Genomic DNA, 24,116 nt, shown 5'->3' with positions numbered 1-24,116 from the left:
GCCGCGGCGCATCATTTGACAACTTCGAGTCGTCAATCTTGAATATTGGTTTACCCAATACTCAGGGATGGCACCATGACTGACCCCACCGGCCGCCTGTATTACAAGAACAACCGCGTCAAGCAACTCCGCGCCTTCTGCTACACCGCCCAGTCGGGCAGCATTTCCCGGGCAGCCGAGCGGTTATTCCTGAGCCAGCCCTCCGTGTCACTGCAAATCCAGGCTCTGGAGCGGGAGCTGGAGATTACGCTGTTCGAGCGTCGCGGCCCGAAAATCACTCTGACACCGGACGGAAAAGCCCTGTACGAACTGGCGCAGCCCCTGGTGGAAGGCATCGATGCGCTACCCGCGCGTTTCGCCGAACGCTATCAGACCCTGCAGAGCGGCCGGCTGGATATTGCCGCGGGGGAATCCAGCACCCTGTACCTGATTCCCGACCTGCTCAAGGAATACATGCAGCGGTACCCGGACAGCCCGGTGAAGCTGCACAACCTGGTTGGCAGTGACATGCTCCATGCACTGCGCAATGACGAGGTGGATTTCGCCATCGGCTCCATGCTGGAGCTTCCCGACGACATCACCTACCGAGCCATCTATTCATTTGATACGTCGCTGATTCTTCCCCGGGATCATCCACTGGCCGAACGCGAGCGTATAAAGCTGGACGACCTTGCCAGCCAGGAGCTGATACTGCCACCCCGCCACCTGACCACCTGGCGTCTGGTCAACCTGGTCCTGCAGCAGCACAGTATTCCCTACGATGTCCGTCTGGAAGTGGGCGGCTGGGAAATCATGAAGGCCTATGTGGAGCGGGGATTCGGCATCGGCATCGCCAGCAACATCTGCCTCACCGGCAAGGAAAACCTGGTGGTCAAATCCCTGCCCAGCGTGTTTCCGCGACGCACCTATGGGGTTATGTGGCGCCGCGGCCGCTTCCTGTCGCCCCAGGTGAAACGTTTCATGGAACTCATGCAACCAGGGTTCTTCGACGACCCCGAACACGACGCCACCGGGGAACCGGCGGGGAACAACCGCGTGTTCGTGCCCTCCGCTGAAGGCAGCTGAAACACCGCTTGCCGTGCCGCTATCGCCGTGGTCTGGCAATCCCTTCGCCAACCCGGGTATAGTCTGCCGCCATGGTCTGGAAACCCCATGTAACAGTTGCGGCCATCGCCCACCAGGACGACAGTTTTCTGCTGGTGGAAGAGCGCGCGGGTGGCGAGCTAGTGCTGAACCAGCCCGCCGGTCACCTTGATCCTGGCGAAGGGCTCATCGACGCGGTGATCCGTGAAACCCGCGAGGAGGCGGCCCGCGACTTTCACCCGCAGAGCGTCGTGGGTGTCTATCGCTGGTACAGCCCGGTCAAGGACGAGACCTTCATCCGCGTGTGCTTCTGCGGGTTTGTGGACGGCCACGACCCGGAACAGCCACTGGACGACGGCATTCACCAGGCACTCTGGGTCCCGGAGAGGGAGCTGCGCGCTCGACCGGAGCGCCTGCGCAGCCCGCTGGTGCTGCACGGGATCGATGATTTTCTCGCCGGCCGGCGCTATCCCCTGGACCTTTTCCGCGACATCATCGAACCCTGACTCCCGAAAACACCGGGATCATCCTTGACAGGCACTATGAGACAGGTGGAAAGCGTAGTTGTCGGGCTCTCCGGCGGGGTCGACTCCTCGGTTGCGGCGTTGCGCCTAGTGGAAGAAGGCTATCGTGTGCAGGGCCTGTTCATGCGCAACTGGGAAGACGATGACAGCGACACGGTATGTACCGCCGAAGAGGATCTGGCCGACGTGCGCCAGGTCTGCGCGCAACTCGACATCCCGCTGCACCAGGTGAATTTCGCCGAGCGCTACCGCCAACAGGTCTTTGATGACTGCCTGCGCGAATTCCGGGCGGGGCGGACTCCCAACCCCGATGTCCTGTGTAACCGCGAGATCAAGTTCCGCGCCTTTCTGGACCACGCCGTTCGCCTGGGGGCCGACTATGTCGCCACGGGTCATTACGCGCGGCTCGGCCGGGACGAGCAAGGACGCTCCACCCTGCTCCGCGGCGTCGATACGGGCAAGGACCAGAGCTATTTCCTGTACATGGTCGGCCACCAGGCGCTTTCGCGCACGCTCTTTCCCGTCGGGGAAATGGAAAAACACGAGGTCCGGGCCCTTGCCGAAGAAGCAGGGTTCGACAACTTCGAGAAGAAGGACAGCACCGGGATCTGCTTCATCGGCGAGCGCGATTTCCGCGACTTCCTGCAGCGCTACATCGCCACGGAGCCAGGGCCCATGGTGACCCCGGAGGGCCAGCACATAGGCAGGCACCAGGGCCTCAGTTTCTACACCCTGGGCCAGCGTCAGGGGCTCGGCATCGGTGGCCGGGCGGACAGCGCCGGCAGACCCTGGTATGTGGTGGACAAGGATCCAACCAGCAACACCCTGGTGGTGGCGCAGGGCGGCGACAACCCGGCCCTGTTTTCACCGGGCCTGGTGGCCACCGACCTGCACTGGGTGGCCGGCGAGGCGCCCACCGATGGCGCATCTCTGCGCTGCACCGCCAAGATTCGCTACCGGCAACCGGATCAGCCCTGCAGCCTGCGCGTGGAGGACAACCGGGCGGTGGTGACTTTCCACCAGCCCCAGCGCGCCGTGACACCCGGGCAATCCGTGGTCTTCTACCAGGGTGAACAGTGTCTGGGCGGCGGCATCATCGACCATCGGCTGAGCGGCGACGAGGCGAAGTGATGGACGCAAAGACCCGGGAACAGACCCTTGCCCTGGCCGCCCTGTTCCAGGCGCTGGCGGAGATACGCCGCATCGCGCGACACGGCCAGGGCAACCCCGAGGACATCGAAACCTGCATCAACGGGCTGCTCAACCCGTTCGATGGCAGCGTTGGTGACGCCTACGGCGGCGAGGTCCACCTGCTTCCCGGCGTCCAGCGCCTGCGCACACAGCTCAGCGATCCCCAGGACAACGAGCTGACCCGGTATGCCGTGCTGCTGATCCACCTGGAGCGCAAATTGATGCGCCGACGTGCCCTCTTGAGTCAACTGGGGGAAGGCCTGGAACAGGCGCGACGCCAGGCGGAACATTTCCACCCCGGCCACGAAAACGTGCTGGGACGCCTGGCTGACCTCTACAGCGACACCGTCAGCACCCTGCGCCCCCAGGTCATGATCCAGGGCGAGCGGCAGTGGCTGGAGGATACCCGCAACGTCAATCAGGTGCGGTCTCTGCTGCTGGCCGCCATCCGCGCCATTACCTTCTGGCGCAACGCGGGAGGCAGCCGCTGGCGGCTGATTCTGGGGCGCAACCGCATGCTCCAGAGCACCGAGCAGCTGTCCCGGGAACTGCTACATTAAAGGGAATCAAGGCGGCCTCCGGGGTCGCCGCAATGCAGAGATCAGAAGCCTCGCATGCCGCACTGCACGGTCTTTTCGTGTATGATTCTGGCCCCGAAAGAACACCGCATCGTCCAGGGCGGTCCCGGTGCCCCTTGACTACTTGGCGCCATGGACCCGGCTCGCCGTCAGGCAGGACCGGACGGGAACACCACCAACTGGTAAACACTGGGAGGCAGAATGAAAGACAGCTTCAATGCGCGTTCAACGCTGGACGTCGAAGGCAACTCCTACGAGATCTTCCGACTCAAGGCCCTGGAAGACAAGTTCGACCTGGGTCGCCTTCCCTTTTCCCTGAAAGTGCTGCTGGAGAACCTCCTGCGCAAGGAAGACGGCGCCAACATCACCAGCGAGAACATTGAAGCGCTGGCCCAGTGGGATCCGAACGCCAAACCCAGCACCGAAATCGCCTTCACGCCGGCCCGCGTGCTGATGCAGGACTTCACCGGTGTGCCGGCGGTGGTGGATCTGGCGGCCATGCGCGACGCCATGCAGCGCCTCGGCGGTGATCCCAAGCGCATCAACCCGCTGGAACCCGCCGATCTGGTCATCGACCACTCGGTGATGGTGGACCACGCCGGCTCCGCCGGAGCGCTGGACCTCAACACCAAGCTCGAGTACCACCGGAACCACGAGCGCTACAAGTTCCTGCGCTGGGGCCAGAACGCCTTCTCCAACTTCCGTGTCGTGCCTCCGGGCACGGGCATTGTGCACCAGGTGAACCTGGAATACCTGGCGGAAGTAGTGTTCACCAAGGAAGTCGACGGCGTGCGCCGCGCCTACCCCGACACCCTGGTGGGCACGGACTCCCACACCACCATGATCAATGGCCTGGGCGTGCTTGGCTGGGGTGTGGGAGGCATCGAGGCGGAGGCCGCAATGCTGGGTCAGCCCATCAGCATGCTGATTCCCCAGGTGGTGGGCTTCAAGATGACCGGCAAGCTGCCCGAAGGCGCCACCGCCACCGACCTGGTGCTCACGGTCACGCAGCAGCTGCGCAAAAAGGGTGTGGTGGGCAAGTTCGTGGAATTCTTCGGCGATGGTCTCGCCAACATGCCCCTGGCTGATCGCGCCACCATTGCCAACATGGCCCCGGAGTACGGCGCCACCTGTGGCATTTTCCCCATCGACGAGCAGACACTGCGCTACCTGGAACTCACCGGCCGCTCCCAGGAGCAGATCAAGCTGGTGGAAGCCTATGCCCGGGAACAGGGCATGTGGCGCGAGAACGGTGCCCGCGAGGCCGAATACACCGACGTGCTGGAGCTGGACCTCTCCACCGTGGTGCCCAGCCTGGCCGGGCCCAAACGGCCGCAGGACCGGGTTGCCCTCACCGATGCCAAGAGCACCTTCCTGGATACGCTGGAGGAGCACCTGGATCAGCATCATGGCGCCGACGAGGAGCGCTTCCTCAACGAGGGCGGCGATACGGCCGTGGGCGGTCAGGTTGACTACGACAAGGGCGCGGTGCAGATCGAGATCAACGGCCAGAAGACGCTGCTCAAGCACGGCTCCGTGGTGATTGCCGCCATCACCAGTTGCACCAACACCTCCAACCCGGATGTTCTGGTCGCCGCTGGTCTCGTGGCCAAGAAGGCCCGCGAGCGGGGTCTGGGCAGTCAGCCCTGGGTGAAGACGTCCTTCGCCCCGGGCTCCCAGGTAGTGCCGGCGTACCTGCAGCGGGCTGGCCTGCAGCACCACCTGGACGAGCTCGGCTTCCAGGTGGCGGGGTTCGGCTGCACCACCTGCATCGGCAACTCCGGCCCACTCCCCGACGAGGTCAGCGAAGGCATCCGCGAGGGCAATCTCATGGTCGCCTCGGTGCTCTCCGGAAACCGCAACTTTGAAGGCCGCGTGCACCCCGAGGTGCAGACCAACTGGCTGGCCTCGCCGCCCCTGGTCGTGGCCTACGCCCTGGCCGGCACCATGACGGTGGATCTGGTGCGCGAACCGCTGGGCAAGGACATGAATGGCCAGGACGTCTACCTCAAGGACATCTGGCCCTCGCAGCAGGAGGTCGCGGACGTGGTCGGCGGCAGCCTCGACCGGGAGATGTTCCAACAGCGTTACGCCGACGTCTTCGCCGGGGACCGCAACTGGCAGGGCATCGAGGTGCCGGAGGGCGAGCGCTACGACTGGGCGCCCTCGACCTACATCGCCAACCCGCCCTACTTCGAAGGCATGTCCATGGATGAACCGGGCGTACCGGAGATCCAGGGTGCCAAGTGCCTGGTCTACGTGGGTGACTCCATCACCACCGACCACATTTCGCCTGCGGGTGCCATCAAGCCGGACAGCCCGGCGGGCAAGTACCTGCAGGAGCAGGGCGTGGAACCCAAGGAGTTCAACTCCTACGGCTCCCGGCGCGGCAACCACGAGGTGATGATGCGTGGCACCTTCGCCAACGTGCGCCTGCGCAACAAGATGGCCCCGGGCACCGAGGGCGGCTGGACCACCCACGTCCCCTCCGGCGAAGTCACCAGCATCTTCGACGCCGCCATGAAGTACCGCGACGCCGGTACGCCGCTGGTGGTCCTCGCCGGCAAGGAGTACGGCACCGGCTCCAGCCGTGACTGGGCCGCCAAGGGCACCAATCTGCTCGGCGTGCGCGCCGTCATCGCCCAGAGCTACGAGCGCATCCACCGCTCCAACCTGGTGGGCTTCGGCGTCGTGCCGCTGCAGTTCCAGGATGGTGATGGCGCGGAGTCTCTGGGCCTGACCGGTGACGAGTCCTTCTCCATCTCATCGCTGGAAGGCGAGCCGAAGATGGTGACGGTGACCGCCACCAGCCCGGACGGCAAGGAAACCACCTTCGATGCCCACGTCCGCGTGGATACGCCGAAGGAGTGGGATTACTTCCGCAACGGCGGCATCCTGCACTATGTTCTGCGGAACCTGGCCCGGGGCAACTGAGCTCACCGGACCGCAACGTCCTTAGCCAAAGCCGGCCGGGTCCCTGACCCGGCCGGCTTTCTTTTTGCCCGGCCTTCACTCAAGCTCCCGACGCTCTTGCCGATACCCGATTCGGGACGGGCAAACGCCCCTACATCGCCATATCGCTGAATCGGGACATCTCATGCGCAGAACTCGTCCAACGTGCGCGCGTCAATCCGTCCGACGGCTGAGGATCGGCTGTATCGCGGTTCTTGCCAGTCTGGCGACCACCATCACGGCGGCTGCCGAATTGCAGTGGGACCGCCGCTACGATGCCGGACTGCAACAGTCCCAGTGGACGGTAGAGCGCGACGACGACGCCTGCCATCTGCTTCACCCCCTCCCCCGTTTCGGTCTGGCGGTGTTCTCCAGGAGCGCCGGCGGCGACCAGGCATTGCGTATCTATACCCACCGGCCGCCCCGCAACAGCCGCACCGTGGAGCTGTGGTCAGAACCCACCGAGTGGCACAACGGCTCCCTGCGCCGCGTTGGCTTTACCCGGGCGCTGGAAGACCCGCGCACCTTCCTGTTGAATCACGCCATGGCCAATCGGGCGCTCCAGGAGCTGGAGCGGGGTCAACGGCCGGTGATCACCTTCGAGGACTGGCACGCACCCGGGGAAGCGGTCGCGCTGGCATTAAGCAACGCCGGCTTCCGGCCCGTGTACCAGAGGTATCTCGATTGCGCCGGCGACCTGAGGCCTACGGCAGAGCGGGCAGCGGAAGATAGCGGTACCGGCGCAGCGGCACCGGCGGCCACTCGGGTTGGAGACCCCGCAGCCATCGTGGTTCCCGCCCCGTCCGCCGGCTACCGCCCGAGTCCACCCGGCAGCGATGTGCTGGCCCGTCATGGTCAGACACCCCCGCCCGCGGAGGCGACCACGGACGGAGAGGACGCGCGCCCGGACAACGGGCAGGTCATCGAAGGTGATGACCGACCAGTGCACTTCGTGTTCGATGATACCGGCCTCACCCGCACCGAGAAAGACCATCTGCAGGAGTTCGTGGACGCCCTCGAGGACGATCACGGTACCATTACAGTCACCGGCCACACTGACAGCACTGGCGATGCTGACTACAACCGCCGGCTCGGCGAGGCACGGGCAGCCGCAGTAAGGGATTACCTCGCCGACCAGGGTGTGGCCCCGGATCGCATCACTATTGCCAGCGGCGGCGAAGCGAACCCATCGGAGGACAACGAAACGGCGTACGGCCGGGCCGCCAACCGCCGGGCCAGCCTGCACCTGGAACGTTGAGTGGCTGCATCGGCAACGCCGAAACCTGTACACTCGCGCCAATCCAGCAAGGCGACGCCTGACCATGAGCCAAGCGAACCCCGGCACGGTGCCCCTGACCCTGTTCGCCGACTACAACTGCCCCTTCTGCTATGTGGCCACGCACCGATTAACGGAGCTCGGTCGACGGCACGACCTGGACATCCTCTGGCGCTTTCTCGAACTGCACCCGGATGTTCCTGCCGGCGGCCGTGCGCTGGGCGAGATGGAGATGGCCACGCAGGACGATCACACCCTTCTGGAGATGATCCGCCATGACGGGCTCCCATGGCAGCCGCGGCGTCTCTCGGTCAACACCCGCCGTGCCCTGCTATTGGCACAGGCAGTCCAGCTCTACCGCCGGGACGCGTTCCTGAGCCTGCACCTGGGGCTGTTTGATGCCGTCTTCGGTGAGGGGCGGAACCTCGGTGACCCGGACGTCATTCGCGCGGTCGCGCAGGACCACGGCGTCGCAGACATGGTGGAAGTCGCCTGGGGAACGCCGGAGCCCGTGGAACTGTTCCTCTCCCATGTGGAGGCAGCCCAGGAACTGGAGATCACCAGCATCCCGTCACTGGTGGTTTCGGGCCGCGTTTTCCCGGGCGCGGCATCCATGGATATCCTGGAACAGGCGCTCCGCCACGCGGCAGAGCGCCCTGGGTGAAGGCCGCCGGCAGGGTCAGCTGTCGCCCAGCATACCCCGCTTCACCGCATTGTCCGCAGGGTTTTCACCGAGCCAGATGGCCAGGACAAAACGCGCGAAGGCGTCGTTCTCGATACGGCCAAGCTCTTCACCGTTCATGCTGACGACCAGCCCTTCGCCGGGGATGGCATCGATGTCGCCCCGGTAGCCCTCTTCGAAATCCCCGGGAAACATGTTCTTGAAGGCCTCGATGTGGTCAGCGTGACGCTCCCGCTCCTGATCGGTCATGGCGTCGTCCAGGCCATCCTCCAGCGCATCGACCATGGTCTCCCGGTCCACACCCCGGAGCATGGCCAGATGAATCCTGCGCGGGCTGTCCAGATGGATGGCCGTATCGCCATCGCTCACTGGCTCTGCGGTGTAGAGAGCGCCGACATAGACGCGGACGAAGAACCGCGAACGCACGCCCGCTCCGTTCAGGGTCAATGGCGTATCACTGACGCTCAACTCCAGGGGCAGTTCCACCCCGCGAACTTCCCGGGCCTCCTCGGCGGCGGCCAGACTCGGGCTCACCAGCAGGCACGCCAGAAACAGCATCCTGAACACCATGTCTCTCTCCTCCGTGTGGCGTCGGCGTTCCTGCCGACGGTCGATCAGCCGGTCTTCTGCCCCGTCAGGCCGTGGCCTTCCGGCAGGAAACCCGGGATCAGGACCATGCTGATGTAATCCATGTACTCTTCGAACTCCGGGCCGGCGGGAATGGTCTCGGGCGCGTCACGACGCATCTGCAGCGTGCCGAGATACACCGAATAGGCCAGCACCGCCCGCTGCCGGGCCTCCGCGAAATCCAGCCCCATGGCCAGGTAGCAGTCCACCATGAACTGGATGCGGCGGCTGTTGACCCGCTTCAGGACCGGGCCGACCAGCGCATCGTTGGCCGCCGCGGCGAAAGCGAGGTAGAGCTGCCCCGCCCGCTTGGTCCCGTTGGCGTTGCGAAACAGCCGGTGGATCCGTCGCCGGGCATCGTGTTCCATCTCCGCCCGTGCGATCACATCCTCGGTCTGTTGCCGTTCCCAGAGATCCAGCGCCGCTGCGAGCAGGGCCTCGCGGTTGGCGAAGTGCCAATAGAAGCTCCCCTTGGTCACCCCCAGAGCGCGCGCGATTCGCTCCACGGCCACCGCCTCGACACCACCTTCGGCGATGGCATCCAGGGCAGCATCAGCCCAGTCTTCACTACTCAGGGAACGACGACCAGTCTCTTTACTCATGCCGCTCTTTTACACCATACGCACGCGTACGGCAACGGGTGGCCGCGTCAATCATCGCGCGTGACAAGGGTTGCTCAACGGTCAACCGGCGGCGACGGCAGTTGACGGCGGCCGGGCGCCACGCCGCCGGAAGGCCAACCCTTCTGACGCACCGCGTCCTCGATCCACAAGGGCAGAAAGATCACCAGATCGTACACCTGCACCACGATCGCACCGGCAAACGCCGCCATGCTGCCGAGCAGCCGGAACACGAGCATCAGGATCTGGAGTACCAGCCCCACCACCAGCCCGAAAACAATCCCACCGTGGGCCATTGCCGCCGCCAGCGCGACGGCACTGAACATCAGCGCGAACGGCAGCAGGAAAACCAGCACGGCCTGCAGGGCGGGAGCGGCCGCGGCACCCCATGCGCTGTCCAGCGCAGAGGACGTCATGCCACCGTACTGGAGACGCAGGAACGCTGCGACGCAGGCAAGCACGAGCAAAGCGGCAAAGGTGATCCAGAACAGCCAGCCGCGGAGACCGTCGCCGAGGGCATCGATCCCCGGGAACAGCGTGGTCAACCGTGCACTCTCCATCACCATCAGCCCCACCAGCCCCAGCGCCGCCACATGGAGCACGGTCGCAAGCAACCCCATACCCGGCAGGCCTTCCGCCGCGGGTGCCGTACCCAGCAACAGGTTCATGGGTTCAAGCAGGGACACCCCGAGGACGGTAAACCCCATCGCGGCCAGCACCAGACCGGCACCGGCGAACACAAAGCGCCACAGGGAAGCCCCCACCAGTGCGCCGACACGCACCTGGTGCTCGTCCCGCAGGGCCTGGTAATCACTGATGCTGCCCAGCACCCGGTCGGCACGCTCCCGCAGACGATCCAGCCGATCACTCAACTGCTCCAGCGCACGCCTGGCACGTCGCCAGTGGGGAATGGTCCTGTGCAACAGCAGGTAACGACGACGGGTGGCGCGGCGATAGGCATCCAGCAGGTCCACCCTTTGCAGCTCCAGGCCGTCGCGGAGATCTTCCAGTGTGCGCTTCACCGACGGGTCCGCAGCGCCGAGCTCCGGCCCCATCTGCTCCAACATGCGCGGCCAGCCGGGCACGTCCGGAGGCATGGGTCCACTGCGGCGATGGTCCTCCTCCACCATGGACAGGTGATCCCGGGCCTGCTGTTGCAGGGCGGGCAGATCCGCCAGTTCGGCGTGCATTTCCGCATGCAGCCGACCGAGGTCCCACTCCGTCCGCTCCACCGCACGACGTCGGGCCTGGGCCACCAGCAGCGAGCGCGTCCATGCGCGCACGTGTCTCTCGGCATGCACGCAATAGCGGGCCAGCAACCGACAGAACCGCCGCACGCCGCTGAACAGCCCGCGGATGACCCTGTGCGCCTGTCGCCGCGCGAAGTAGCCAGTAACGACCACCAACATCGCCCAGAGCAGCGCATTCAGCATCGGGTTGCCCACCAGCACCAGCGTTTCCCCTTCCAGCATCCTGCCTCCCCGTGCCGGACCCCACGACCCATCACGGGTGCTCGGGAACGCGGCACTCTTGTTTTTGCCAATTATGCGGTGGCCTGTGGTGAAATCGCAAAAAAGGCGGTTATCGCGCCACTGCTCTGTCACTGAAACGTCATACTGGCAATGTAGCGTGTCGCCCCATTCCTTTCGCCCAGGAGCATCATGACTGCTTCCGACTTCCGGCATCCGGACCTGTTCATCAATCGCCACCTGAGCATGCTGGAGTTCGTCGAGCGCGTGCTGGAGCAGGCCCGAGATGCAGAAACGCCGCTGCTGGAGCGGCTGCGCTTTCTATGCATCGTCAGCACCATCCTGGATGAATTCTTCGAGATCCGTGTCGCCGGCCTGAAACAGGCAGAGGAACTGGGGTCCACCCAGGCGGGCGCCGACAACCGGACTCCCCAGGAGATTCTGCAGATCATCGGCGCGCGCACCCGCCGCCTGGTGGCGGATCAGTACGCCGTGCTCAATGACACGCTGATTCCTGCTCTTGCCGAGGAAGGAATTCGCTTCCTGCGCCGCGACGAATGGACCACGGCCCAGCAAGCGTGGGTGCAGGAATACTTCGAGCAGGCGCTGCAACCGGTGATCACGCCCATCGGCCTGGATCCGGCGCATCCGTTCCCCCGCATCCTCAACAAGAGCCTGAATTTCATCGTGGAACTGGATGGCAAGGACGCCTTCGGTCGCAACAGCGGCATGGCCGTGGTCCAGGCGCCGCGCTCCCTGCCCCGCCTTATCCCGGTGCCGCGGGACATCGCCGGCGGCCCCCACGACTTCGTGTTCCTGTCGTCCATGATCCACGCCCAGGTCCACCAGATGTTCCCCGGCATGGCCGTGAAAAGCTGTTTCCAGTTCCGGGTCACCCGTAACAGCGATCTCTACGTGGACGAGGAGGAGGTGGACGACCTGCTGGTGGCCATGGAAGGCGAACTGCAGTCGCGTCGTTACGGCGATGCGGTGCGCCTGGAAGTCGCCGCCAACTGCCCGGAACACATGCTGCGCTTCCTGCTGGAGGAGTTCGAGCTTACCGCCGATGATCTCTACCAGGTGGACGGCCCGGTAAACGTCAACCGACTGATGGCCGTCTGCGACAGCGTCTCTCGCCCGGAACTGACATTCCCTGCATTCACCCCCAGCGTGCCGGCGGAGGTCACCCACAGTGGCAGCATGTTCGCGCTCCTGCGCCAGCAGGATCTGCTGCTTCACCACCCGTTCCAGTCCTTCGCCCCGGTGATGGACTTCGTCCGTGAGGCCGCCCGGGACGCCCGGGTGCTGGCAATCAAGCAGACCCTCTACCGCACTGGCCCGGACTCTGCCATTGCCGATGCCCTGGTGGAAGCGGCGCGGGCGGGCAAGGAAGTCACCGTCATCATCGAGCTACGCGCGCGCTTCGACGAGGAGGCCAACATTCAGCTTGCCAGCCGGCTGCAGGACGCCGGCGCCCATGTCGTCTACGGTGTGGTGGGCCACAAGACCCACGCCAAAATGGTGCTGGTGGTGCGCCGGGAGAACGGCCGTCTACGCAACTACTGCCACCTGGGCACGGGCAATTACCATTCGCGCACCGCGCGGCTGTACACCGACTACGGCCTGCTCACCGCGGATCCGGCCATTGGTGACGATGTCCACAAGGTCTTCCTGCAACTCACCAGCCTCGGCAAGGTTGCACGTCTGCAGAAGCTGCTGGAATCACCCTTTACCCTGTTCGACGGTCTCATCGAGGCCATTGACCGTGAGGCGGCTCATGCGCGGGCAGGCGGTAGCGGTCGCATTATCATCAAGGTCAATGCCCTGGTGGAACCGCGCACCATTCAGGCACTGTACGCCGCCTCCACGGCCGGCGTGGACATTGACCTCATCGTCCGCGGCATGTGCAGCCTGCGGCCGGGAGTAGCGGGGGTGTCCGAGTCCATCCGGGTGCGCTCCATTGTCGGGCGCTTTCTCGAGCACACCCGCGTGTTCTATTTCGGCAATAATGGCGACCCGGTGCTCTGGGCATCCAGTGCCGACTGCATGGAGCGCAACTTCTTCCGGCGGGTGGAGACCGCGTTCCCCATCGAGGCGCCCCATCGACGCGACCAGATACTGCGCGATCTCGAGTACTACCTCCGCGACAATACCCAGGCGTGGCTACTGCAGGCCGACGGCAATTACCTTCGCGCCCGGCCCGGCGATGGCGAGGCGCCATTCAGCTCCCAGCAGGAACTCCTGGAGACGCTGGCAGAAACGTCCTGAAACACCCCCGGGTGGCGCGCCCGCACCACCCGGGCCACCGATCACTCTCCGGCGAGTTCGTTGGTCTTGGCCGCGAAGATGAAGTCATTTTCGTGGAGACCACCGATCTTGTGGGTCCAGATCTCCACCACCGCGTACCCGTAACCGAACGTGATGTCGGGGTGGTGATCCTCGGATTCCGCCAGGTCACCGACTTTATTGACGAATTCCTGCGCCTGGGCGAAATTCTTGAGCTTGAACTTGCGCTGCAGGCGGGTCGCGTCATGGGTCAGCTCCCAGCCCGGCACCTGGTTCATGTAGCCCTCGGCACGCTCCCGGGGCATCGGCTCGGTGCCGCCCTGGCAGGGTGTGCACTTCTGCTCGGTCAGACTCATACTGGCTCCCTTGTTGCCGCGCAACGTTTCATGCATCAGGATTTGCGTTACCGTACAGCATAGCCTGCGGGTGGTCGGGCAGCCTTTCAAGGGTCCGTCACCACCCCTCCCCGCACCGGACGCGATCACCTTCACGGAGCCTCTCCATGTCGCCAGCGTCGTCCACAGTCCCGCGCCCCACCGTCGCCCTCTTCGTCACCTGCCTCGTGGACCTGTTCCGCCCTTCCGTGGGCTTTGCCACGGCACAGTTACTGGAGCAGGCCGGATACACGGTGGACGCCCCGGAAGCACAGACCTGCTGCGGCCAGCCCGCCTACAACAGCGGTGACCGGGCCCATGCCAGGGACATCGCCAAACAGGTCATCGTCACCTTCCGCGACTATGTCTACGTGGTGGTCCCGTCGGGGTCCTGCGCCGGCACCATCACGGCCCATTACCCCGACCTGCTTCGCGACGAACCGGACTGGGCTGAGGCAGCCAGGGAGCTGGCGAACCGCACCTGGGAGCTGACGCGCTTTCTGGTGGAAGTCGCGCAGGTGGAGTTGGCGGCGGTCGAGCACGAGGCCACGACCACCTATCACGACTCCTGCTCCGGGTTGCGCGAGCTGGGCATCCGCTCTCAGCCGCGGCAACTGCTCGGCCGGGTGCAGGGGCTGCAACTGCGTGAGATGGCAGATACGGACGTTTGCTGCGGCTTCGGCGGGACCTTCTGCGTGAAGTACCCGGACATCTCCGAGCGCCTGGTCTCCAATAAGGTGGACAATATCGCTGCCACCGGTGCGGACATGGTGGTGGCCGGAGACCTGGGCTGCCTGTTCAACATTGCCGGCCGCCTGCACCGGCTGGACAAGCCGGTGCAGGCCTACCATGTGGCCGAGGTTCTGGCTGGCACCGCACGCAGCGAACCCGCCATCGGCGAAGGGGAGCGCTCCTGATGGAATCCCGTGCACACCTGTTCAAGCCCGCGGCCCGCGAGGCCCTGCACAACCCGGATCTCCAGCAGGCGCTGACCCGCGTCCAGGCGGGTTTCGTCGGCAAGCGCAGGACCCTGGTGGACAAGTTCCCGGACTTCGAAGGCCTGCGGGACCGTGGCCAGGCCATGAAGGATCACACCCTTGCCCACCTGGACTACTACCTGGAGCAGTTCGAGGCCAAGGTGAACGAGGCGGGTGGCCACGTGCACTGGGCAGAGACCGCCGAGGACGCCCAGCGCATCGTGACGCGCATTTGCCGCCAGGCGGATGCCCGCATGGTCACCAAGGGCAAGACCATGGCCGGAGAAGAGGTGGGCATCAACGAGGCACTGGATGCCGCCGGACTGGAGACCGTGGAAACAGACCTGGGTGAGTACATCATCCAGCTCGCCAAGGAGCCGCCCAGTCACATCATTGCTCCCGCCATCCACAAGACGCGTCAGCAGATCTGCGATCTGTTCGACGAACACCACCACCAGGGCACGTTCAAGGAAAAGCTGCGTGAAGTGCCCGATCTGGTGAACGAGGCGCGCGGCATCCTGCGGGAGAAGTTCCTGAGCGCCGACGTGGGCATTACCGGCGCCAACTGCCTGGTGGCAGAGACCGGCTCGATGTTCCTGGTGACCAACGAGGGCAATGGGGATCTCACCCACTCCCTGCCGCGGGTACACGTGGCCATTGCCGGCATCGAGAAGCTGGTGCCCACCCTGGACGACGCATCGACACTGCTCCGCCTGCTGGCGCGCAGTGCCACCGGCCAGGAGATGACCGCCTATACCACCATGGTCACCGGCCCCCGGCGCGGCGACGACACGGACGGTCCGGAGGAATTCCACATCGTGCTGCTGGATCACGGGCGCACCAACATGATGTCCGGGCGCTTCCGGGAGATGCTGCGCTGCATTCGCTGCGGGGCCTGCATGAACCACTGCCCGGTGTACGCATCCATCGGCGGCCACGCCTACGGCTGGGTGTATCCGGGCCCCATGGGCTCGGTGCTGACGCCGATCTTCGTCGGTCTGGACAAGACCAAGGATCTGCCCAACGCGTGCACCCTGAACGGGCGCTGCCAGAGCGTCTGCCCTGTGCGTATTCCACTGCCGGACCTGCTTCGCGACCTCCGCGAAGCGCAGTTCGATCAACATCTCACCCCGGGCACGACCCGCTACGGTCTGTCGGTGTGGTCCTGGTTTGCGCGGCGACCGCGGGTCTACAACGCGCTCGCGCGCCTGGGGATTGGCCTGCTGGGACGGCTCGGACGGCGTCGTGGTCGCTTCCGGCGGCTTCCCCTGGCCAGCGCCTGGACCGCCGGACGCGACTTCCCCGCACCGCAACGCACCACCTTCCAGGCAGCCTGGCGGCAGAACCGCAACCGGAGACCGAATCATGAATGATGCCCGCAGCCGTATCCTGGGCAAGGTCCGCGCCGCCATGGGCCGAGACACCACGCCGACGCCTGCAGACGTCCGCGCCGCCCGGATCGGCGCCCTGGGCGACAGCGCGCCGCAGCGCCCCGTCTGGGACGAAAGCGATCTGGAGCGGTTCTGCAGGTGTATCGAGGATGCCGCGGGCACCTGGGTGTCCGTGCCAACTCTGGCCCAGGTCGGCCCCGCCGTCGCCGACTACCTGGTGGAGCGCAACGCTGGCGATACCGTTCACCGGGCCCCGGATCCCCGCCTGGACCAGGTGGCCTGGCCTGAGCACGTGGCGGTGGAACACGCCACCGACGGTCGCCAGGCACTGGCCGGGGTGAGCTGCGCCGAGGCCGGAGTCGCCGAGACGGGCTCACTGGCCCTGCTCTCGGGCCCGGACAACCCCGCCACCCTCGCCTTTCTTCCCGACTACCACATCGTGGTTCTCGGTGCGGCCGACGTGGTGCCCTGGTTCGAGGACGTCTGGCAGCGCATGCGGGAGCGAACGGGGTTTCCGCCACGGAGCTTCAACTTCATCACCGGCCCGTCCCGCACCGCCGACGTGGAACAGACCCTGCAGCTCGGTGCCCACGGCCCACGCAGCCTGCATGTGATCCTGGTCGAGAACATGCCTTAGGCTGACCATCGGGCAGCCTGCGGCCCTCGCCTCCCTATCCACAAAAAAACCCGCCCGGAGGGCGGGTTTGTTGCTTCAGGGATGCGTCCCCCCTAGCGTTCGCTGGGGTGACGGCCCTTGTTCAGGACCATGAAGCCGATGCAGAAGGCCACCCAGAGCAGGAACACCAGGTACCAGATGTTCATGCCGCCGAGCACAAGGGCCATGCCCACCAGACCGGCCCCCAGGACGTAGTACGTCATCGGGATCAGGGTCTTGCGGATCACATCCCCCTCGCGACCGATGAGGCCCACCGTGGCCGACGCGGCGACCACGTTGTGCACGGTGACCATGTTGCCGCCGGCGCCGCCCACGGCCTGCAGTGCCACCACCAGGGAAGCGCCCGCGGAACCGAGACCGATCTGCTCGGCAGTGGAGATCTGGAAGAAGGAGAACATCAGGTTACTGACCGTGTTGCTCCCGGCCAGGAAGGCCCCCAGACCACCGATCAGCGGCGCGAAGATGGGCCACAGGCCGCCTGCCAGGGTCGCCACACTCTGAGCGAGGACCTCCGGCATGCTGGCGATCTGCGCCGCCGCTCCCATGGCAACACCACCTTCCAGTGCCTCACGGATCTGGGTGACGTCGTCGTAGCCACCCGGTGCGGAATTGATGAACACCTGCACCATTGGCACGGCGAAGATCAGTGCCACACCCGCGGCAAGAATGGTGTTACCCGCAGTCTTCCAAGCATTCAGGTAACTGCCGTGATTCCACATCTGGTGGAGGAAGTAGGTAATCACCGACGTCACTAGCAGCACAAAGCCCGGCAGGTAAAGCGGCGTGGAGGAGGCGCTGATATCCGTCCCGAAGATGTTGCTCCAGGAGAACTCCACGGACTGCAGCGCGGCCACCACCGGATCGATGGTCCGGGTCAGCACCAACAGGATGGCCACAATCACGTAAGGCGCCCAGGCCTGGGCCTGCGTGAGCTGCTTGGCCCCTTCGGCCCGCTCGGGCTGGGTGTCATCCTGGAAGCGGCTGATCCACTCCGGCTCCCACTTGCTGCGCTCCTCGAACTGGAACGTGTCCTTGGGCACCAGGAACCCGGCACGGGCCGCCGGCACCACGATGGCCAGGCCGATCAGGCCGCCGATCAGGGACGGGAACGCCGGCCCGAGCAGCGCCGCCACGGCGTAGTAGGGAATCACGAACGCCAGGCCGGCGAACAGGGCAAAAGGCCAGGCGCGCAGACCGTCCATGAACGAGCGGTTCTTGCCGAAGAAGCGGGTCAGCATGCCCACCATGATCAGCGGCACCAGGAAGCCGACAATGGAGTGGATCATGGCCACCTGCATGCCGATCTGGTTGACGAACTCGGCGTGGGTCATGCCCGCCGCTTCGACCATGCGCTCCGTCACGCTCTGGCCGGCAAGGCCCTGGTCCACACCCACCAGGATCGGCGTCCCCACGGCCCCGAACGAAACCGGCGTCGACTGAATGATCATGGCCGAGACAACGGCAGCCATGGCCGGGAAACCCAGGGCCACAAGCAGCGGCGCCGCGATGGCGGCCGGGGTACCGAAACCGGAGGCGCCCTCGATCAGACAACCGAACAACCAGGCCACGATAATGGCCTGAACACGGCGGTCAGGTGAAATGTCAGCGAACCCACGTTGGATGGTCGATATGGCACCGCTCTCACGCAGCGTGTAGAGCAACAGGATGGCGCCGAAGACGATGAACAGTATGTTCAGTGCGACCACGACGCCGTTTACCGAAGCCGCGGCAACCACCGCGAACTCCGTCCCCCAGAACGCCAGGGCGATAACGACGGCAACCGCATAGGCCAGCGGCATGGCGTATTTCGCCGGCCAGCGCAGCACCACCAGGAACAGACCCACCGTTGCCAGCGGCAACAGGGCCAGGAAAGCCAGTAGACCCAGATTCATTCTTCTCCCCCCGTGGAACGATAACGGTCACTGATAAGGCGAGCGGTGTCGCCCACCCGCCCGTGAGTCACGACCCAAGATCGTGTCGTATATTTCCGGCTCCCTGCACGTTCGCTGTCCGTGTTCCACCCCGCACAGACCGGCGCACGGTGCGGCCTGCCCCGGAGATCTAGTGACCCTAGCCCATAGAACCGCCAAACCCTAGACGCAGCGCATCAATTCGCCGCCGTATCCGCCAGGGGTAGGCGGCAGGGGCGTGTGTGACGTAGGCTTGCCAGGGTGGCACCAATGCCGTGCCGCCAGCAGTCCGAAGCGGGGGTGCCCCGGCGAGTGTCCTGTGTAACGGCTACACGACATAAGCCGGGCGCTGAGAAATACCCTTTGAACCTGACCCGGCTCGCACCGGCGTAGGGAAGCTTTGATGACCTACCTCATCGAATGCGCTCTCGCTTCGTGTTTTTCATGTCGCTGCGGCGACCCGCCCGTGCTGAGGGGAAAACACGATGTCCTCGAAACGATTTGCCTTCGACGCCAGTCCGCGTCCGCTCGATCCGGAAATCACCCGTGCCTTTCCGGCTTCACGCAAGGTGTTCGTCACCGGCTCCCGTCCGGATCTTCGGGTGCCCATGCGCGAAGTCACCCAGGCCGAGACGGTGGGCGATGATGGTCGCGAGACCAATCCCCCCATCACCATTTACGACACCTCCGGCCCGTATACCGATCCCGACGCCACCCTGGATCTGGCGCGGGGCCTGCCCGCGGTGCGGGAGGCATGGATCAGCGAGCGCGGCGACACCGAGGAACTGTCCGGACCCAGCTCCGTCCACGCCCGGGAGCGGGCCAGCGACCCGGCCACCGCGGCGCTGCGCTTTGAGCATATCCGCACCCCACGGCGTGCCCGGTCCGGCACCAATGTCAGCCAGATGCACTATGCCCGTCGCGGCATGATCACTCCGGAAATGGAATTCATTGCCATTCGCGAGAACCAGCGGCGACAGGAGCTCACCGATAAGCGGCTGCTGCGCCGCCACCAGGGAGAAGCTTTCGGGGCGCAGATCCCCGAAACGATCACCCCCGAGTTCGTCCGCGACGAAGTGGCCAGTGGCCGCGCCATCATTCCCTGTAACATCAACCATCCGGAGCTGGAGCCGATGGTGATCGGCCGCAACTTCCTGGTGAAGATCAACTGCAACCTGGGCAACTCGGCGGTGACCTCCTCCATCGAGGAAGAAGTGGAGAAGATGGTCCGCGGGATCCGCTGGGGTGGGGACACGGTGATGGACCTCTCCACCGGCAAGCACATTCACGAGACCAGAGAATGGATCCTGCGCAACAGCCCGGTGCCCATTGGCACGGTGCCTATCTATCAGGCTCTGGAGAAAGTCGACGGCAAGGCGGAGGAACTGACCTGGGAGCTGTTCCGCGACACCCTCATCGAGCAGGCGGAACAGGGAGTCGACTACTTCACCATTCACGCCGGCGTCCGTCTGCAGTACGTGCCACTCACCGCCGACCGGGTCACGGGCATTGTCTCCCGTGGCGGCTCCATCATGGCCAAGTGGTGTCTGGCGCACCACCAGGAGAGTTTCCTCTACACCCACTTCGAGGACATCTGCGAAATCATGAAGGCCTACGACGTGGCCTTCTCCCTGGGTGACGGGCTGCGCCCCGGCTGTATCGCCGACGCCAACGACGCGGCCCAGTTCGCGGAACTGGAGACACTTGGGGAACTCACCCGGCTGGCGTGGGCCCACGATGTCCAGGTGATGATCGAGGGGCCGGGGCACGTGCCCATGCAGAAGATCAAGGAGAACATGGACAAGGAACTCGCCATCTGCGACGAGGCGCCCTTTTACACCCTGGGGCCTCTGACCACGGACATCGCCCCCGGCTATGATCACATCACCTCCGCCATCGGCGCCGCCCAGATCGGCTGGTACGGCACGGCCATGCTCTGTTACGTGACGCCCAAAGAACACCTGGGGCTGCCCAACAAGGAGGATGTCCGCGAGGGCATCATCGCGTACCGCATCGCGGCGCACGCCGCCGATCTTGCCAAGGGCCATCCGGCGGCCCAGGTGCGGGACAATGCCCTGTCCAAGGCGCGCTTCGAGTTCCGCTGGGAGGACCAGTTCAACCTGGGACTTGATCCGGAGCGGGCCCGGGAGTACCACGACGAGACCCTGCCCAAGGAGGGCCATAAACTCGCCCACTTCTGCTCCATGTGCGGGCCCAACTTCTGTTCCATGAAGATCACCCAGGAAGTCCGCGACTATGCTCGCGCCCACGGCCTCGACACACAGGAGGCACTGCAGCAGGGCTTGGCAGAGAAGGCGGCGGAATTCCGGGAGGCGGGAAACGACGTCTACCGTCCGGTTTAACCGTTCACGCGTGCCCGGCCGATCAGCGCAACAGCAGGCGGTGTTGCGCTGATCGGCGCGGAGGGCGGGACACGAACGTAACGATTCGCTATCCTGTCGCAGCAGCGGCGAACCGCGCGATAACAAGCTGAGGAGGAATACCCATGAGTAGCGAAGGGACGAGCAGCGTGCTCGATGAACCGGAGAAGTCCTGGAACGTCTGGCTGCAGACCAATGTACTGACCCTGGTAGTGGGCGTACTGGGAATCGGGCTGCTCGGCTACATCGGCTATCTGGTGACAACCAACGGCTACGAGGTGAGCGGCGGCATCATGCTGATCGCCTCCATCACCCTCGGCTGTCATATCGCCGAGTGGGGTCGCGCGTTATTCCTGCGCAGGCGTGGTCTGCTCTGATCTCCGTGTGACCCGGCGCCGCTGGATCAGCCAGACGAGCGCCGCCAGCGCCAGCGCAGGCAGGTAAAACCACTCCGCCGCCGGCCGCTGCGCCGGCACCAGCACAGTGGTGATCTGCCAGCCGGACTCCAGACCGGCACGATCTGCGGGGCTGCCATGGCGGACGTCGGTGACACGCACCTGCCCCGCCAGTGCCATCACACCAACGCCGGCATCACGCAGCCGGGACTCCATCTCCCGCTCCGCGTCTCCGAGCCGCAGCATGACGGTACGTTCCGCTTCCCGCCCCTGCATGTCCAGGCCTTCGGCGCGAAAGCGCAGGAATTCCCCCTCGCCCAGCGCCTCCACCGTCTCAGTAAATTCCTCGGGACCCAGATGCTCGTAGGGTGCGGCGACCCGATCCATCCAGAAATCCGGGCGAAACAGGGTAAAGGCCGCCAGCAGCAATACGGCCGACTCGACCAGGCGGCTGCGGGTCACGAACCACCCCTGGGTGCCGGCGGCGAACAGCAGCATGGCCGCTACTGCGGAGGCAACCACCAGGGCCAGCTCGCCGCCACCCTCCACGCCGATAAGCAGCAGTTGCGTATTGAAGATGAACAGGAACGGCAGTGCCAGAGTACGCAGATTGTAGACAATGGCCTGCACGCCGGTGCGAATGGGGTCACCCCGGGAGACGGCCGCTGCAGCGTACGACGCAAGGCCCACCGGTGGCGTCACATCCGCCATCAGACCGAAGTAGAACACGAACAGGTGCACCGCGATCAGCGGCACCACCAGGCCGGCCTGGGCGCCGAGCTCCACCACCACCGGTGCCATGAGGGTGGCGACAATGATGTAGTTGGCCGTGGTGGGCAGACCCAGCCCCAGGATCAGGCTGATCACGGCAGTCAGCGCAAGCAGCAGCATGAGATTGCCGCCGGAGAGGGTCTCCACCACCTCGGTCATGACCAGGCCAATGCCGGTCAGCCCCACCGTGCCCACGATGATCCCCGCCGTCGCCGTGGCAATGGCGATCCCCACCATGTTGCGTGCCCCGGTGGCCAGGGCCAGGAACAGATCACGGACGCTTTCCCGCAGCGCGCCGCCAAGGAACCGGTACTCACCGGCCATGAGTCGCATCAGCGGACGCTGCGTGAGCACGATGCCGATCAAGAAAGCCACCGCGTAAAAGGCGGACAAACCGGGCGACAGCCGTTCCACAACCAGGGCCCAGATCAGCACCACCACCGGTAACAGGAAATGCAATCCGCCCATCAGCGCCCACCACGGCGAACTGCTCATCTCCGGTGCCGCCGTTGCGTCCGGACCCGCGGAGCTGTCGGGGCTGCGCACAGCCACCGCCAGCAGCGCAACGTAGCTACCAAGGGTCAGGGCAGCAATCACCGGTGTCGACCAATCGCCCAGTACCGCCTGCAGCCAGACCAGACCGAAATAGACCACGCCGGCGAGGATGAACAAACCCGAAACGCTCAGCCCGGCGCGCAACAGCATGACCATGAGCGGCGACGGGTTGGAGCGTGGCTGCCCTTCCATGCCGTGTTTCAACGCTTCCAGGTGCACGATGTAGATCAAGGCAATGTAGGAGATCACCGCGGGCAGGAAGGCGTGGCGGATCACCTCGTGGTAGGGAATGCCCACGTACTCCGCCATCAGGAACGCCGCAGCGCCCATGACTGGAGGCATAATCTGCCCGTTCACCGAACTGGAGACTTCAATGGCGCCGGCCTTCTCGGCACTGAAGCCCACCCGGCGCATGAGCGGGATGGTAAAGGTGCCGGTGGTCACGGTGTTGGCGATGGACGACCCGGACACCAGACCGGTGAGGCCCGAGGCGATCACCGACGCTTTCGCCGGGCCGCCGCGCATGTGACCGAGAAATGCGAACGCGACGCGGATGAAGTAGCCCCCGGCGCCAGCCTGATTCAGCAATGCCCCGAACAGCACGAACAGGAAGACGAAGCTGGTGGACACACCCAGTGGAATGCCGAACACGCCCTCGCTGGAGAGCCACTGCTGCGACATGGTGCGGGCAAACGAGGCACCGCGGTGGGCGATGAGATCCGGCATCCAGGGGCCGGCAATGCCATAGACGAGGAACACCACCGCAATGATCACCAGTGGCGCGCCCATGCTCCGGCGCGCGGCCTCCAGCAGAAGCACCATGCCGGCACCCGCCACCACCAGATCCACGACCAGCGGACTGCCAGGGCGCATGGCCAGTTCGCCGTGGAAGATGTACAGATACACGGAGGTGCCCATGGCAAGGAGGCCGAGGACCCAGTCCATGGCGGGCACGCGCTCCGTGGCCGGGCGCGTCCATGTCATGGCGGCCAGCACCATCGCCACGGCCGCCATGACAACGAATGCAGGCCAGTCAGTCCGGCCAGCCAGCCAGTGGTTGCCGGCCCAGACGATAAGCAGCGCTGCTGCTGCCAGCCAGAGTAACGCCCAGACACGCCCCTGGTGGCGATACCCTCCGACATAAAAGACAAGGGCGCGAGCCGGGAACAGGGCGAAGGCCAGGAACAGGGCAAACCCCAGGTGGACCGACCGGGCGTGAGTGCTGCTGATGTCACCCCAGTCAAGCCAGGCCGGCAGGGGCGACGCAATCCACAGCTGGAACAGGGACCACGCAACCGCCACGCCATAGAGCAGCCAGGACTTTCCGACCCCGGCTGCCCGGGCACCGCCCTGTTCGATGGCTTCCGCCGCTGGAGGCGTCGCGCCCGCCTCCGGCAT

General features: G+C 65.2%; 19 protein-coding genes and 1 riboswitch. Of the genes, 13 read left to right on the top strand and 6 right to left on the bottom strand.

The features are described 5' to 3' along the window. Window positions 1-75: 75 nt before the first annotated feature. From KU884_RS09565 to KU884_RS09535, 7 genes are all read left to right on the top strand, one after another. Window positions 76-1,065 carry a LysR family transcriptional regulator gene (locus KU884_RS09565; RefSeq protein WP_167782434.1) on the top strand — a complete coding sequence of 330 codons (990 nt, stop codon included), beginning with the start codon at window positions 76-78 and terminating at the stop codon, window positions 1,063-1,065. Between the two features lie 71 nt (window positions 1,066-1,136). After that, window positions 1,137-1,589: an NUDIX hydrolase gene (locus KU884_RS09560; RefSeq protein WP_167782433.1), complete on the top strand. Its 453-nt coding sequence runs from the start codon at window positions 1,137-1,139 to the stop codon at window positions 1,587-1,589. A gap of 36 nt (window positions 1,590-1,625) precedes the next feature. Next, complete coding sequence (mnmA, locus tag KU884_RS09555) at window positions 1,626-2,738, top strand: tRNA 2-thiouridine(34) synthase MnmA (RefSeq protein ID WP_167782432.1); 1,113 nt, start codon at window positions 1,626-1,628, stop codon at window positions 2,736-2,738. Next, the gene (gene hflD, locus KU884_RS09550; RefSeq protein ID WP_167782431.1) at window positions 2,738-3,358 is read left to right on the top strand and encodes a high frequency lysogenization protein HflD; all 621 of its coding nucleotides are present in this window, start codon (window positions 2,738-2,740) and stop codon (window positions 3,356-3,358) included. Before mnmA ends, hflD begins: the two co-directional genes overlap by 1 nt. 219 nt (window positions 3,359-3,577) lie before the next feature. Then, window positions 3,578-6,310 carry an aconitate hydratase AcnA gene (gene acnA / locus KU884_RS09545; RefSeq protein ID WP_167782430.1) on the top strand — a complete coding sequence of 911 codons (2,733 nt, stop codon included), beginning with the start codon at window positions 3,578-3,580 and terminating at the stop codon, window positions 6,308-6,310. A 163-nt stretch (window positions 6,311-6,473) separates the two neighbouring features. Next, window positions 6,474-7,586 carry an OmpA family protein gene (locus tag KU884_RS09540; protein ID WP_217351342.1) on the top strand — a complete coding sequence of 371 codons (1,113 nt, stop codon included), beginning with the start codon at window positions 6,474-6,476 and terminating at the stop codon, window positions 7,584-7,586. 64 nt (window positions 7,587-7,650) lie between these two features. Beyond that, complete coding sequence (locus tag KU884_RS09535; RefSeq protein ID WP_167782429.1) at window positions 7,651-8,268, top strand: DsbA family protein; 618 nt, start codon at window positions 7,651-7,653, stop codon at window positions 8,266-8,268. A gap of 15 nt (window positions 8,269-8,283) precedes the next feature. Here the strand turns inward: KU884_RS09535 and KU884_RS09530 are convergent, their stop codons facing one another. The 3 genes from KU884_RS09530 to KU884_RS09520 all read right to left on the bottom strand — a co-directional run bounded on the left by KU884_RS09530 (window position 8,284) and on the right by KU884_RS09520 (window position 11,005). Further along, window positions 8,284-8,856 (bottom strand): chalcone isomerase family protein, encoded by a 573-nt coding sequence (locus tag KU884_RS09530; RefSeq protein WP_167782428.1) that lies wholly within the window; start codon window positions 8,854-8,856, stop codon window positions 8,284-8,286. Between the two features lie 44 nt (window positions 8,857-8,900). Next, on the bottom strand, window positions 8,901-9,515 hold the full coding sequence (locus tag KU884_RS09525; protein ID WP_167782427.1) for a TetR/AcrR family transcriptional regulator: 615 nt from the start codon (window positions 9,513-9,515) through the stop codon (window positions 8,901-8,903). A gap of 74 nt (window positions 9,516-9,589) precedes the next feature. Next, window positions 9,590-11,005, bottom strand: coding sequence for a TMEM198/TM7SF3 family protein (locus KU884_RS09520; RefSeq protein ID WP_167782426.1), 1,416 nt, complete (start codon window positions 11,003-11,005; stop codon window positions 9,590-9,592). Window positions 11,006-11,194: 189 nt separating this feature from the next. Between KU884_RS09520 and ppk1 the strand changes: the two genes are divergently transcribed. Beyond that, window positions 11,195-13,270: a polyphosphate kinase 1 gene (gene ppk1 / locus KU884_RS09515; RefSeq protein WP_167782425.1), complete on the top strand. Its 2,076-nt coding sequence runs from the start codon at window positions 11,195-11,197 to the stop codon at window positions 13,268-13,270. A 41-nt stretch (window positions 13,271-13,311) separates the two neighbouring features. On the opposite strand, the gene KU884_RS09510 is transcribed toward ppk1, so the two are convergent. Beyond that, entirely contained in the window at window positions 13,312-13,644 is a 333-nt protein-coding gene (locus KU884_RS09510) for a 4a-hydroxytetrahydrobiopterin dehydratase (RefSeq protein ID WP_167782424.1), read from the bottom strand. 146 nt (window positions 13,645-13,790) lie between these two features. Here KU884_RS09510 and KU884_RS09505 point away from each other — a divergent pair, with 146 nt between their 5' ends. Genes KU884_RS09505 through KU884_RS09495 form a run of 3 tightly spaced genes read left to right on the top strand, consistent with a single transcriptional unit; the run spans window position 13,791 to window position 16,667 of the window. Then, window positions 13,791-14,579, top strand: coding sequence for a (Fe-S)-binding protein (locus KU884_RS09505; RefSeq protein ID WP_167782423.1), 789 nt, complete (start codon window positions 13,791-13,793; stop codon window positions 14,577-14,579). Then, complete coding sequence (locus tag KU884_RS09500) at window positions 14,579-16,012, top strand: LutB/LldF family L-lactate oxidation iron-sulfur protein (RefSeq protein WP_167782422.1); 1,434 nt, start codon at window positions 14,579-14,581, stop codon at window positions 16,010-16,012. The genes KU884_RS09505 and KU884_RS09500 overlap by 1 nt, the downstream gene beginning before the upstream one ends. Next, window positions 16,005-16,667 carry an LUD domain-containing protein gene (locus KU884_RS09495; protein ID WP_167782421.1) on the top strand — a complete coding sequence of 221 codons (663 nt, stop codon included), beginning with the start codon at window positions 16,005-16,007 and terminating at the stop codon, window positions 16,665-16,667. Before KU884_RS09500 ends, KU884_RS09495 begins: the two co-directional genes overlap by 8 nt. Before the next feature lie 92 nt (window positions 16,668-16,759). Here KU884_RS09495 and KU884_RS09490 read toward each other — a convergent pair whose 3' ends face one another. After that, entirely contained in the window at window positions 16,760-18,598 is a 1,839-nt protein-coding gene (locus tag KU884_RS09490) for an L-lactate permease (protein ID WP_167782420.1), read from the bottom strand. Between the two features lie 304 nt (window positions 18,599-18,902). After that, a riboswitch (TPP riboswitch) is annotated at window positions 18,903-19,030 on the top strand. A 71-nt stretch (window positions 19,031-19,101) separates the two neighbouring features. Between KU884_RS09490 and thiC the strand changes: the two genes are divergently transcribed. Next, window positions 19,102-20,979: a phosphomethylpyrimidine synthase ThiC gene (thiC, locus tag KU884_RS09485; RefSeq protein WP_167782419.1), complete on the top strand. Its 1,878-nt coding sequence runs from the start codon at window positions 19,102-19,104 to the stop codon at window positions 20,977-20,979. Between the two features lie 143 nt (window positions 20,980-21,122). Further along, window positions 21,123-21,374, top strand: a complete 252-nt coding sequence (locus KU884_RS09480) for a hypothetical protein (RefSeq protein ID WP_167782418.1) — start codon at window positions 21,123-21,125, stop codon at window positions 21,372-21,374. Here KU884_RS09480 and KU884_RS09475 read toward each other — a convergent pair. Beyond that, a complete protein-coding gene (locus tag KU884_RS09475; protein ID WP_167782417.1) occupies window positions 21,345-24,116 on the bottom strand; it encodes a TRAP transporter permease in 2,772 nt (923 codons plus the stop codon). The two genes, KU884_RS09480 and KU884_RS09475, sit on opposite strands and share 30 nt — an antisense overlap.

Source organism: Aquisalimonas sp. 2447 (assembly GCF_012044895.1).
Classification (GTDB): Bacteria; Pseudomonadota; Gammaproteobacteria; order Nitrococcales; family Aquisalimonadaceae; genus Aquisalimonas.
Note: the sequence above shows the minus strand (reverse complement) of the source record. Positions and strands in the feature narration are given on the sequence as shown.

Bases quoted from the DNA above. Each gene is read 5' to 3' on its own strand.
- KU884_RS09565 (WP_167782434.1), top strand. From the start codon at position 76: ATGACTGACCCCACCGGCCGCCTGTATTACAAGAACAACCGCGTCAAG.
- KU884_RS09560 (WP_167782433.1), top strand. From the start codon at position 1,137: ATGGTCTGGAAACCCCATGTAACAGTTGCGGCCATCGCCCACCAGGAC.
- mnmA (WP_167782432.1), top strand. From the start codon at position 1,626: ATGAGACAGGTGGAAAGCGTAGTTGTCGGGCTCTCCGGCGGGGTCGAC.
- hflD (WP_167782431.1), top strand. From the start codon at position 2,738: ATGGACGCAAAGACCCGGGAACAGACCCTTGCCCTGGCCGCCCTGTTC.
- acnA (WP_167782430.1), top strand. From the start codon at position 3,578: ATGAAAGACAGCTTCAATGCGCGTTCAACGCTGGACGTCGAAGGCAAC.
- KU884_RS09540 (WP_217351342.1), top strand. From the start codon at position 6,474: ATGCGCAGAACTCGTCCAACGTGCGCGCGTCAATCCGTCCGACGGCTG.
- KU884_RS09535 (WP_167782429.1), top strand. From the start codon at position 7,651: ATGAGCCAAGCGAACCCCGGCACGGTGCCCCTGACCCTGTTCGCCGAC.
- KU884_RS09530 (WP_167782428.1), bottom strand. From the start codon at position 8,856: ATGGTGTTCAGGATGCTGTTTCTGGCGTGCCTGCTGGTGAGCCCGAGT.
- KU884_RS09525 (WP_167782427.1), bottom strand. From the start codon at position 9,515: ATGAGTAAAGAGACTGGTCGTCGTTCCCTGAGTAGTGAAGACTGGGCT.
- KU884_RS09520 (WP_167782426.1), bottom strand. From the start codon at position 11,005: ATGCTGGAAGGGGAAACGCTGGTGCTGGTGGGCAACCCGATGCTGAAT.
- ppk1 (WP_167782425.1), top strand. From the start codon at position 11,195: ATGACTGCTTCCGACTTCCGGCATCCGGACCTGTTCATCAATCGCCAC.
- KU884_RS09510 (WP_167782424.1), bottom strand. From the start codon at position 13,644: ATGAGTCTGACCGAGCAGAAGTGCACACCCTGCCAGGGCGGCACCGAG.
- KU884_RS09505 (WP_167782423.1), top strand. From the start codon at position 13,791: ATGTCGCCAGCGTCGTCCACAGTCCCGCGCCCCACCGTCGCCCTCTTC.
- KU884_RS09500 (WP_167782422.1), top strand. From the start codon at position 14,579: ATGGAATCCCGTGCACACCTGTTCAAGCCCGCGGCCCGCGAGGCCCTG.
- KU884_RS09495 (WP_167782421.1), top strand. From the start codon at position 16,005: ATGAATGATGCCCGCAGCCGTATCCTGGGCAAGGTCCGCGCCGCCATG.
- KU884_RS09490 (WP_167782420.1), bottom strand. From the start codon at position 18,598: ATGAATCTGGGTCTACTGGCTTTCCTGGCCCTGTTGCCGCTGGCAACG.
- thiC (WP_167782419.1), top strand. From the start codon at position 19,102: ATGTCCTCGAAACGATTTGCCTTCGACGCCAGTCCGCGTCCGCTCGAT.
- KU884_RS09480 (WP_167782418.1), top strand. From the start codon at position 21,123: ATGAGTAGCGAAGGGACGAGCAGCGTGCTCGATGAACCGGAGAAGTCC.
- KU884_RS09475 (WP_167782417.1), bottom strand. From the start codon at position 24,116: ATGCCGGAGGCGGGCGCGACGCCTCCAGCGGCGGAAGCCATCGAACAG.